Genomic DNA, 10739 nt, shown 5'->3' on the forward strand with positions numbered 1-10739 from the left:
ACGGTGGGTGAGGAGAGCGCGGTCGGGAGGTGAGCCGGGATGCCCGCACCCACCCACGGCGCGGTGGTGGTCGGCGTGGGCGGCTCGGCGGAGGACCTCGAGGTGGTCCGGACGGCCGCCGGGGAGGCCGCCGCGCACGACCGGCCGCTGCACCTGCTGCACGCCTTCAACTGGGCGGCGGCCATGGAGTCGTTCTCGGTGAGCGGCCCGCGCACCGCCGCCGAGGAGCTGCTGGAGCAGGCCGGGCGGACGGCCGCCGAGGTGGCGCCGGCGATACCCGTCACCGACGAGATCGCTGAGGGCTCACCGGTCGAGGCGCTGGTCCGGGCCTCCGACTCGGCCTTCCTGGTGGCGGTCGGTGACGGCGGCATGGCCGGGTGCGTGGCCTGCGTACCGGCCGACTCGCCGGCCGTGCAGCTCGCCGCCCGGGCCGGCTCCCCGGTGCTGGTCGCCCGGACCGAACCGCCCCCGCAGGGGCCGGTGCTGGTCGGCTTCGACGGGTCGGAGAGCTCGCGCGCCACCCTGGGATACGCCTTCGACTGCGCCGAACACCGGTCCACCCGGCTGCTCGTCATCCGGGTGGTGGAGCCCAACCACGGTCCCGACGGGGACGACGGCCTGCTCGAAGAGGCCGTCGCCCGCTACGGGGCACGGCATCCCGGTGTCGCCGTCGAGTGTCACACCGTCCGCGGCGAACCCGGCGCCGTCCTGGTGGAACAGTCCCGCTCGGCGCAGGTGGCGCTGGTCGGGGCGCGCGGCGACGAGCCGCTGCGGGGCATGCTGGGCGCGGTGAGCCAGACGCTGCTCTACCACTCGCCGGCCCCGGTGATCGTCGTCCGTGGACTCGACCCGGACGAGGAGGAGGGGTCATGACACCCGCCCGGCCCGGGACCTACGGCCCTGCCCGACCGGCCGGCCGGCGGACGAGGCTGGACGTGCCGGGGGCGGCGGATCCGCTCCCGGGTGGCAAGAGACCCCGAGCCGCGAGAGGCTAACGCAGCATGGACACCGCTCTGGACCTGCACAGCCCACTGACCGAGGACGAGCTGCGCCGGCTCGACGCCTACTGGCGGGCGGCGAACTATCTCACCGTCGGGCAGATCTACCTGCTCGACAACCCGCTGCTCCGCGAGCCGCTCAAGCCCGAGCACATCAAGCCGCGGCTGCTGGGGCACTGGGGCACCAGCCCCGGCCTCAACCTCCTCTACGCGCACCTCAACCGGGTCATCGTCGACCGGGACCTGTCCGCCATCTTCGTCACCGGCCCCGGCCACGGCGGCCCCGCCCTGGTGGCGAACACCTGGCTGGAGGGCACCTACAGCGAGCTCTACCACCACATCCCCCGCGACGAGACCGGCATGCAGCGGCTGTTCCGCCAGTTCTCCTTCCCCGGCGGCATCCCGAGCCATGTGGCGCCGGAGGTGCCGGGCTCGATCCACGAGGGCGGCGAGCTGGGGTACGCGCTGAGCCACGCGTACGGCGCCGCGTTCGACAATCCGGACCTGCTGGTCGCCTGTGTGGTGGGTGACGGCGAGGCGGAGACCGGGCCGCTGGCCGGGAGCTGGCTGTCCAACGTCTTCCTCAACCCGGCCCGGGACGGGGCGGTGCTGCCCATCCTGCACCTCAACGGCTACAAGATCGCCAACCCGACGGTGTTCGACCGGATTCCCGCCGAGGACCTGCTCGAACTCATGCGCGGCAACGGCTACCAGCCGTACGTCGTGGCGGGCGACGATCCGGCCCGGGTGCACCACGCGCTCGCCGCGACGCTGGACCGGGCGGTCGACGAGATCGCCGAGATCCAGCGCCGGGCGCGCTCCGGCGGCGCGGTCGAGCGCCCCCGCTGGCCGATGATCATCCTCCGTACGCCGAAGGGCTGGACCGGGCCGACGGACGTCGACGGCAAGCAGGTCGAGGGCACCTTCCGCGCCCACCAGGTGCCGATCGACGAGGTCCGCGACAACCCGGCGCACCTGGCCGAGCTGGAGCGCTGGCTGCGCAGCTACCGGCCGGAGGAACTGTTCGACGCCACGGGCGGCCCGGTCGCCGACCTGGCCGACCTGCCGCCCCGGGGCGACCGGCGGATGAGCGCCAACCCGGTGGCCAACGGCGGGCGGCTGCTGCGCGACCTGGAACTGCCGGACTTCCGCGACTACGCCGTCGACGTCAAGGAGCCGGGCACCCCGATGGCCGGCGCCACCGGCGCGCTGGGCCCGTGGATCCGGGACGTGATCACCCGCAACCCGGAGACCTTCCGCCTGTTCGGCCCCGACGAGGTCGCCTCCAACCGGCTCAGCGCCGCCTTCGAGGTCACCGACCGGGCGTTCGTCGGCAGCCGGCTCCCGGGCGACGACCACCTCTCCCCCGACGGCCGGGTGATGGAGGTGCTCTCCGAGCACCTCTGCCAGGGCTGGCTGGAGGCCTACCTGCTGACCGGCCGGCACGGCATCTTCACCAGCTACGAGGCGTTCATCCACATCGTCGACTCGATGGTCAACCAGCACGCCAAGTGGCTCAAGGTGACCCGGCAGATCCCCTGGCGGGAGCCGGTGGCCTCGCTGAACTACCTGCTCTCCAGCCATGTCTGGCGGCAGGACCACAACGGCTTCTCCCACCAGGACCCGGGCTTCATCGACCACGTGGTCAACAAGAAGGCCGAGGTGGTCCGGGTCTACCTGCCGCCGGACGGCAACACCCTGCTCTCCACCATGGACCACTGCCTGCGCAGCCGGCACTACATCAACGTGGTGGTGGCCGGCAAGCAGCCGGCGCCCAACTGGCTGACCATGGACGAGGCCATCCAGCACACCCGCCGCGGCCTGGGCATCTGGGACTGGGCCAGCACCGACGACGGCAGCGAGCCGGACGTGGTGCTCGCCTGCGCCGGCGACGTGCCGACCCTGGAGGCGCTGGCCGCGGCCGACCTGCTCCGCCGGCACCTGCCCGACCTGAAGGTGCGGCTGGTCAACGTGGTCGACCTCATGCGCCTGCAGCCGCCCTCGGAGCACCCGCACGGCCTGCCGGACAGCGAGTTCGACACCATCTTCACCCGCGACAAGCCCGTCATCTTCGCCTACCACGGCTACCCGTGGCTGATCCACCGGCTCACCTACCGGCGGACCAACCACGACAACCTGCACGTCCGCGGCTACAAGGAGGAGGGCACCACCACCACGCCGTTCGACATGGTGATGCTCAACGACCTGGACCGCTTCCACCTGGTCATCGACGTCATCGACCGGCTGCCCGGGCTGCGCTCGCGCGCCGCCCACCTCCGCCAGGAGATGGTGGACCTCCGGCAGTCCTGCCGCGACTACACCCGCCAGCACGGCGAGGACGACCCCCGGGTCGCCGAGTGGCGCTGGATCCGGGAGACCGACCCGGGCCTGCGGAGCGGGGCATGAGCGGCGACGAGATCCTGGTCGGCTACGACGGCTCCGCCGACGCGTCGGTGGCCCTGAACTGGGCCCTGGACGAGGCGGGCCGATCGGGCCGGCCGGTCCGGCTGGCGTACGTCTTCGAATGGTTGACGGTGGCCGGCTGGCTCGGCCCCGGGGTCGCCCCCGGCGTCTGGCCCGACGAGACCGCCCGGCGGCAGGTCGAGGAGCTGGTCCGCAGGGCCGCGGCGGACGCCGCCGCCGAACGGCCCGGGCTCACCGTGCGGGGCGAGGTCTTCGACGGCCCGCCCGCGCTGGTCCTCCAGGAACGCTCCGCCGAGGCGGGGATGCTGGTGCTGGGCAGCCGGGGCCATGGCGGCTTCGGCGGGCTGCTCGCCGGCTCGACCGCCGTCTCCGTCAGCGCCCACGCGCACTGCCCGGTGATCGTGGTCCGGGACGGCCAGCAGGCGACGTCCGGGCCCGTGGTGGTCGGCGTGGACGGCTCGCCGTCCTCCGTGCAGGCGCTCGGCTTCGCGGTGGAGCGGGCCGCGCAGCGGGACGTGCCGGTGCGGGCGCTGCGGGTCTGGGAACCGCCCGGCGAGCGGTGGGCGCCCTCGGGCTTCGACCCGGAGGAGGCCAACGCCGCCGAGCGGGCGGCCGCCGAGGCGGACCTGGCGCCCTGGCGGAAGTCCTTCCCCGGCGTGCCGGTCGAGGTGGTGGCGAGCCCGGGCAACCCGGCGGCGCTGCTGGTCGAGGCGAGTCGGGAGGCGCAGCTCGTGGTCGTCGGCAGCCGGGGCCGGGGCGGGCTGCGCGGGATGCTGCTCGGCTCGGTCAGCCAGCAGCTCATCCAGCACTCCGCGTGCCCGGTCGCGGTGGTCCGCGAACGCTGAGCCGGCGCGTCCGGGTCGAAGGACCCGGACGGCGGGTCGTGCGACACATGCGGCCGCCCCGGACATGGCCCAGGATGGAACGGCAACCCGACCCGGCACGAGGCAAAAGCGAACCGACAGGAAGGTCATGACGATGAGCGACGAGACGGCGGCTCCCTATCGCCCGCTGGCCACCGCGCTCGCGGAGGCCGCCGGGATGGCCGGCCACGCCCCCTCGGTGCACAACACCCAGCCGTGGCACTGGACGGTGCTGCCCGACGCGATGGAGTTGCGCGTGGTCCGGGAGCGTCACCTCAGCGTTCTGGACCCGGAGGGCCGGCTGCTGGTGCTGAGCTGCGGCGTCGCGCTGCACCACGCCCGGGTGGCGCTGGCCGCCGAGGGCTGGACGCCGGTCGTGGAGCGCATGCCGGACCCCGGCCAACCCGATCTGGTCGCCCGGCTCACCGGGCTGAAGCCCACCGGCGCGGACCCGGACGCCATGCGCACGGTCCAGTGCATCCAGGTCCGCCACACCGACCGCCGGCCGGTCAGCGACGAGCCGATCCCGACCGCCGTGCTGGGCGAGATCGACCGGGCCGCGACCCGGGAGGGTGTCAACCTGCAGGTGCTGGACGACAGCCAGAAGCTCGAACTGGCCGCCGCCGCCCAGCACGCGGCGGAGGTCGAGAAGGGCAGCCCGGACCTGCAGGAGGAGCTGGCGTACTGGACCAGCCGGGCCGCCGCCGGCACCGGGGTGCCGCCGGAGGTGCGGCCGGAGCAGGCCCCCCGGACCACCGTCCCGGCCCGCGACTTCGGCCCCGGCACCCTGCCCGTGGGCGAGGGGCACGACCGGGCCGCCGTCTACGGGATCCTCTGGGGCGCCGACGACGAGTCGGACAGCTGGCTGCGCGCGGGTGAGGGGCTCTCCGCCGCCTGGCTCACCGCCACCCGGCACGGCGTGTCCCTGGTGCCGCTCTCCGGCGTGGTGGAGGTCGAGGGCACCCGCCAGACGCTCCGGCAGATGCTGGCCGGCCTGGGCTTCCCGTACATCTCGATGCGCCTCGGCCTCGCCGATCCCACGCAGGCCGGCCCCCCGCACACGCCGCGGCTGGAGACCGCGCAGACCGTCGACACCTCGGCGGTGCGCGGCAAACTGCTGTAGCGGGCCTCCTGGGGAGGGCTCACCGGGCGATAGCATCGCGCGGTGACCAGCGCACCGAATCCCCGGAACGAGCACGTCACCCCGTCACTCGGGCTGACCCCGCTGTCCCGGGTGCGGCTCGACGAGCTGCTCCAGGAGATGCTGGACCGGGTCGGCGAGGTGGTCACCAACCGGGAGCGGCTCCGCGCCCTGCTCGACGCGGTGGTCGGCATCGGCTCCGACCTCGACCTGCGCAGCACCCTCCAGCGGATCGTGGCGTCGGCCTGCGAGCTGGCCGGCGCCCGCTACGGCGCGCTCGGCGTCATCGGCCCCGACCGGCTGCTGCACGACTTCATCGTCCACGGCATCAGCGACGAGCTGCACGCCGAGATCGGTGAGCTGCCGCACGGACGGGGCGTGCTGGGCCTGCTGATCGACGACCCCCGGCCGCTGCGCATGCCGGACATCACCCGGCATCCCCGCTCCTACGGCTTCCCGCCGCACCACCCGCCGATGCACAGCTTCCTCGGCGTCCCGGTGCGGATCCGCGACCACGTCTTCGGCAACCTCTACCTGGCCGAGAAGCAGGGCGCCGCGGAGTTCACCGAGGACGACGAGGAGATCGTGGTCGCGCTCGCCGCGGCGGCCGGCGTGGCGATCGAGAACGCCCGCCTCTACAACCTGGCGCACCGGCGGGAACGCTGGCTGGCCGCGACCGCCGAGATCACCTCGGTGCTGCTCGGCGAGGTACGCCGCACCGACGCGCTGACCCTGGTCGCCCGGCGGGCCCGGGAGGTCGCCGGGGCCGAACTGGCCCTGGTGCTGCTCTACGACGAGGACGAGCGCCAGTTCACCGTCGAGGTGGTCGAGGGGGCCGACGCCGGCGCCCCCAAGCTGGTCGGCGCGGTGCTGCCGGCCGACGAGACCACCTTCCTCGGCTCGGTCACCGAGCGCCGCCACGAGCTGCTGGAGAACCTGGCCGAGGCGGCGCCGTGGTCACACCCGGTCGTCGCCGGGCCCGCGGTGGTCTCCCCCCTCGCCGCCGCGGACACCCTGCACGGCGTGCTGGTCATCGCGCACGGCCCCGACCACGGTCCCGCCGCCGAGGACGACGTGGCCCTGCTGGGCAGCTTCGCCGGCCAGGCCGCGCTGGCCATGGAGCGGGCCCGGGGCCAGGAGGAACGGGAGCTGCTGGTGGTCCTGGAGGACCGCGAGCGGATCGCCCGCGACCTGCACGACGTGGTCATCCAGCGACTCTTCGCCACCGGCCTGCAGTTGCAGAGCGGCGCCATGAACGCCCGTCCCGAGGTGGCCCGGCGGATCAACCAGGCGGTCGACGACCTGGACGCCACCATCCGCGACATCCGCCGCACCATCTTCGAGCTGCGCACCCCGATGAGCGCGGCGCTGCGCACCGAGATCCGCGAGGCGGTCGAGGTGGCCGCCGAGTCGCTGGGCTACCGGCCCGACCTGGAGCTGGTCGGGCCGATCGACAGCGCCGTCCCGGACCAGCTCCGCCCCGAACTCACCGCCGTGCTCCGGGAGGCGCTCTCCAACGCGGTACGCCACGCGCGGGCCGACCGGGTGTCGGTGCGGGTGCGGGTCGACGCCGGCTGGGTGCACGTCACGGTCACCGACGACGGGATCGGCTGCGAACCGGAGGTGGCCCGCAGCGGCCTGGTGAACCTCCGCGAGCGGGCCGCGCGGCTGGGCGGCGAGTTCCAGCTCGGCCGGGTCACCCCGCACGGCACCGAGGTGCGTTGGAGCGTCCCGCTGCGCGACTGAGCGTGCGCCCGCCCGCGCCTCAGCGGGTCTTGCCGAGCAGCCGGGTGGCCAGCACCGCCGCCTGCGTACGCCGCTCCAGGCCGAGCTTGGCCAGCACGCTGGACACGTAGTTCTTCACCGTCTTCTCGGCGAGGAACATCCGGCCGGCGATCTCCCGGTTGGTGAGCCCCTCGGCCACGTACTCCAGGATCCGCCGCTCCTGCTCGGTGAGGGACTTCAGCTCGCGCGGCTGCTCGACGCCGCTGCGGATCCGCTCCAGCACCCGCGTGGTGATCGCCGGGTCGAGCAGGGACTGCCCGGCCGCCACCCGCCGGACCGCGTCCACCAGGTCGGTGCCGCGGATCTGCTTCAGCACGTAGCCGGCGGCACCGGCCATGATCGCCGCGAAGAGCGCCTCGTCGTCCTCGTACGAGGTCAGGATCAGCCCCTTGATCGACGAGTCCACGGCGCGGATGTCGCGGCAGACGTCGATGCCGTTGCCGTCGGGCAGCCGGGCGTCGAGGATCGCCACGTCGGGGCGGAGCGCCGGGATGCGGCGGGACGCCTCCTGGGCCGAGCCGGACTCGCCGACCACCTCGATGTCGCCGCTGCTCTGCAGCAGGTCGGCAAGGCCACGACGGACGACCTCGTGGTCGTCGAGCAGGAACACCCGGATCATCCGTCCTTTCTACCCTCCCGCCCCGGCGACCCGCACGGGCCGAAGGTCCCGATCGTCGGGTGCCGCGGCGGGCAGACGGACCCACCCGGGTGGGGACCTCCGGCCCTGCTCACCACCCTGCCCGTGACGGACCGTGGGAATGGACCGACCGGCAGGGCGACCCCGCCCGTACGGAGGGAGCAGCACCATGACCACGGGCTACACCGTCGAACAGCTACGCGGGGCGGCCGCCGACGCGGTGCGCGCGCCGTCGCTGCACAACACCCAGCCGTGGCGGTTCCGGCTCGTCGACGGCGCGATCGAACTCGCCGTCGACCCCCCGCGCCGGCTGCCGGTCAGCGACCCGAGCGGCTGGGGCGCGCGGATCGCCTGCGGGGCGGCCCTGTTCAACCTGCGGCTGGCGCTCGCCGTGGCGGGCACCCCGGCCACCGTCCGGCTCCGCCCGTACCCCGGCGACCCGAACGTGGTGGCCCGGCTGTCCCCCGACGTGCCGCGCCGCGCCACCCCGACCGAGCGGAGCCTCCACGGCGCCATCGCCCGCCGGTTCAGCAACCGGGCGCCGTTCTGGCCCGACCCCGTCCCCGCCGACGCGCGCTGGCGCCTCGGCGAGGCGGCCCGGGCCGAGCAGTGCTGGCTGGAGCTGGTCATCGGCACCAGCGCGGTCAACGCCTTCGCCGAGATCGCCCGCAGCGCCCACCGGGTGCTGGAGCGCGACCCCGCGTACGTCACCGAGCGGACCGAGTGGACACGCTCCGAGCCGTCCCCGGACGGCGTGCCGGCCGCCGCGGGCGGGCCGCAGAGCGAACCGCAGGACCTGCTGCCGCAGCGCGGCTTCGGCGGCCGCGACCGCGCCCCCGGGCGGGACTTCGAACCCGAACCGCTGGTCGCCGTGCTCGGCTCGGCCGGCAACACCGCCGCCGACCAGATCATCGCCGGGCAGGCCCTGCAACGGGTGCTGCTCACCGCCACCGACGCCGGGCTGGCCGTGTCGATGCTCTCCCAGCCGATCGAGGTGCCGGGAGCGCGGGAGGCGCTGCGGCTGTCCCTGGGCCGGTTCGGCACGCCGCAGATGGTGATGCGGATCGGGTTCGGCCAGCCCGGCCGCCCCACCCCACGCCGCCCGGTCGACGACGTGCTCGACCTGCCGGTGGTGCCGGCCTGACCGACCGCCGGTCAGGCCGGCCGGTGGTCAGGCCGGTAGGGCGGCCAGGAGGGCCGCCTCGCGCTCCGGGGCCAGACCGACGGGCGCCCGCGCCGGACGCCCCGCCCGGGCCGGCACCCGGCCGACCTCGCGCAGCCAGCGCCAGGTGTCCGCGACCGTCTCGGCCGCCGGCCGGCAGACCAGGCCCGCCGCGTGCGCCCGCTCGACGTTCCGCTCCTCCAACCAGCGGTACTCGTGCCCGAGCGGAACCCAGATCGGCAGGTCGTTCCACGGCTCCACACCCGCCGCCAGGAGCGCGTCCGGCTCCGTCCAGCGCAGCGTCGCGTCCGAGCCGGTCACCGCCACGGCCGCGTCGAGCAGCTCGCCCATCGTCGTGTGCCCGGTCCGACTGACCACGTTGTACGCCCCACCGACGCCCTCGATCCCCCGGTCCAGCAGCCAGATCGCCAGGTCCCGCGCGTCGACGTACTGCACCGGCAGGTCGCGCGGGCCGGGGGCCAGCACCTCGCCACCCCGGGCGATCCGGTGCAGCCACCAGGGCAGCCGCCCGATGTCCTCGCCCGGCCCGAGGATCAGCCCGGCCCGCACGAGCAGCGCCCGGTCGCCGAACACCGCCACCGCGGCCCGCTCCCCGCCCGCCTTGTTCTGCGGGTAGTCCCCGTCGCCCGCGTCCGCCCCGGCCGCGACGACCGGCGCGTCCTCGTCCGTACCCAGCCCGACGGGCGGCGCGTAGACCGAGCCACTGGAGACGTAGACGTAGTGCGGCACCCTCCCGTGCAGGGCGCGCGCCGTGTCCCGGACCACCCGGGGCGCCCCGTCCCAGGTGTCCACCACGAGGTCCCACTCGCCCCCGGCCAGCGCCGCCAGCCCGTCCGGCGCCGTGCGGTCACCCCGCAACCGGTGTACGCCCTCGGGCACGCTGCCGTGCAGCCCTCGGTTGAACACCGTCACGGACCAGCCGCGGCGTACCGCCTCGTTCACCACGGCCCCACCGACGAATCCCGTACCACCCAGCATCAGCAGCCTCATGCGTCCACCCTGCCGCCCGCCGCCGGTTGAGATGAGCGATGTTCACGGTGAGCGGATCTGCCGAGGGCAGAACCCGCACCCTGGTCCACCCGCCCCCGCCCGCGCCCAGTTGGGGTCGATCATGAGGTTAGCGCGCTGGAATGCGCTTTCCAGTGGCGCTAACTTCATGATCGACGCTGGCGAGGGCGGTTCGGGTGGGGGCGGCCAGGCCTTCGCCGACCTGGAGTCGATACCGCCGCAACCTACCGACGCCGCCGACCGAGCGCCGACCCGCCGGCCGGCGGGCCCAGCAAGGCGGCCGCGCCTTGCTGGGCCTGCGGTGTAATCCGGTTCCCTTGGCCTGGGGACGCTGAGTGGAACACCATGTGTGTCTCCGGGGCCGGGATAAACCCATGGTGTTCCACCGACGGTTCGGCCTGGGACGGGTTGTCCGGTTCCCATCGGGCGTGGTGCGCCTGAGTGGAACACCATGTGTGTCTCCAGGGCCGGGATACACCCATGGTGTTCCACCGACGGTTCGCCGTGGGCGGGTTGTCCGGTTCCCATCGGGCTTGGTGCGCTGAGCGGAACGTCATGTGTGTCTTCGAGGCCCGGTGACCTACATGGTGTTCCGCCGACGGGTGTCGGCGTGGGCGGAGTGTCCGGTTCCGGGGTGGTCGGCGGCACCGTGGTGGCGGAATGGTGGGTGGGCGTCAACTGCGACGGGGTGATCCGTACG

The 10739-nt window shown here is 74.2% G+C and carries 8 protein-coding genes; 6 read left to right on the forward strand and 2 right to left on the reverse strand.

Annotation, left to right across the window (positions count from 1 at the left end):
- Positions 1-39: 39 nt before the first annotated feature.
- The 5 genes from ACW0Q9_RS24870 (at position 40) to ACW0Q9_RS24890 (ending at position 7172) form a co-directional block, all read left to right on the forward strand.
- Positions 40-873: a universal stress protein gene (locus ACW0Q9_RS24870; RefSeq protein WP_456185243.1), complete on the forward strand. Its 834-nt coding sequence runs from the start codon at positions 40-42 to the stop codon at positions 871-873.
- A 128-nt stretch (positions 874-1001) separates the two neighbouring features.
- Entirely contained in the window at positions 1002-3404 is a 2403-nt protein-coding gene (locus ACW0Q9_RS24875) for a phosphoketolase family protein (RefSeq protein ID WP_456185245.1), read from the forward strand.
- Positions 3401-4267 (forward strand): universal stress protein, encoded by an 867-nt coding sequence (locus ACW0Q9_RS24880; protein WP_456185247.1) that lies wholly within the window; start codon positions 3401-3403, stop codon positions 4265-4267. The genes ACW0Q9_RS24875 and ACW0Q9_RS24880 overlap by 4 nt, the downstream gene beginning before the upstream one ends.
- A 133-nt stretch (positions 4268-4400) precedes the next feature.
- Entirely contained in the window at positions 4401-5408 is a 1008-nt protein-coding gene (locus ACW0Q9_RS24885; RefSeq protein ID WP_456185249.1) for an Acg family FMN-binding oxidoreductase, read from the forward strand.
- Positions 5409-5501: 93 nt separating this feature from the next.
- Positions 5502-7172, forward strand: a complete 1671-nt coding sequence (locus ACW0Q9_RS24890) for a GAF domain-containing protein (protein WP_456185257.1) — start codon at positions 5502-5504, stop codon at positions 7170-7172.
- A gap of 19 nt (positions 7173-7191) precedes the next feature.
- Here the strand turns inward: ACW0Q9_RS24890 and ACW0Q9_RS24895 are convergent, their stop codons facing one another.
- The gene (locus ACW0Q9_RS24895) at positions 7192-7830 is read right to left on the reverse strand and encodes a response regulator (protein WP_456185251.1); all 639 of its coding nucleotides are present in this window, start codon (positions 7828-7830) and stop codon (positions 7192-7194) included.
- Positions 7831-8017: 187 nt separating this feature from the next.
- Between ACW0Q9_RS24895 and ACW0Q9_RS24900 the strand changes: the two genes are divergently transcribed.
- Positions 8018-8992 (forward strand): Acg family FMN-binding oxidoreductase, encoded by a 975-nt coding sequence (locus ACW0Q9_RS24900; RefSeq protein WP_456185253.1) that lies wholly within the window; start codon positions 8018-8020, stop codon positions 8990-8992.
- Between the two features lie 27 nt (positions 8993-9019).
- On the opposite strand, the gene ACW0Q9_RS24905 is transcribed toward ACW0Q9_RS24900, so the two are convergent.
- Complete coding sequence (locus ACW0Q9_RS24905) at positions 9020-10021, reverse strand: NAD-dependent epimerase/dehydratase family protein (protein ID WP_456185255.1); 1002 nt, start codon at positions 10019-10021, stop codon at positions 9020-9022.
- Positions 10022-10739 lie beyond the last annotated feature (718 nt).

It is taken from the genome of Micromonospora sp. I033, assembly GCF_053890995.1.

What these genes read in the sequence shown, in the direction of transcription:
- ACW0Q9_RS24875 (WP_456185245.1), top strand. Translation starts at nt 1,002, where the DNA reads ATGGACACCGCTCTGGACCTGCACAGCCCACTGACCGAGGACGAGCTG.
- ACW0Q9_RS24885 (WP_456185249.1), top strand. Translation starts at nt 4,401, where the DNA reads ATGAGCGACGAGACGGCGGCTCCCTATCGCCCGCTGGCCACCGCGCTC.
- ACW0Q9_RS24880 (WP_456185247.1), top strand. Translation starts at nt 3,401, where the DNA reads ATGAGCGGCGACGAGATCCTGGTCGGCTACGACGGCTCCGCCGACGCG.
- ACW0Q9_RS24905 (WP_456185255.1), bottom strand. Translation starts at nt 10,021, where the DNA reads ATGAGGCTGCTGATGCTGGGTGGTACGGGATTCGTCGGTGGGGCCGTG.
- ACW0Q9_RS24870 (WP_456185243.1), top strand. Translation starts at nt 40, where the DNA reads ATGCCCGCACCCACCCACGGCGCGGTGGTGGTCGGCGTGGGCGGCTCG.
- ACW0Q9_RS24900 (WP_456185253.1), top strand. Translation starts at nt 8,018, where the DNA reads ATGACCACGGGCTACACCGTCGAACAGCTACGCGGGGCGGCCGCCGAC.
- ACW0Q9_RS24895 (WP_456185251.1), bottom strand. Translation starts at nt 7,830, where the DNA reads ATGATCCGGGTGTTCCTGCTCGACGACCACGAGGTCGTCCGTCGTGGC.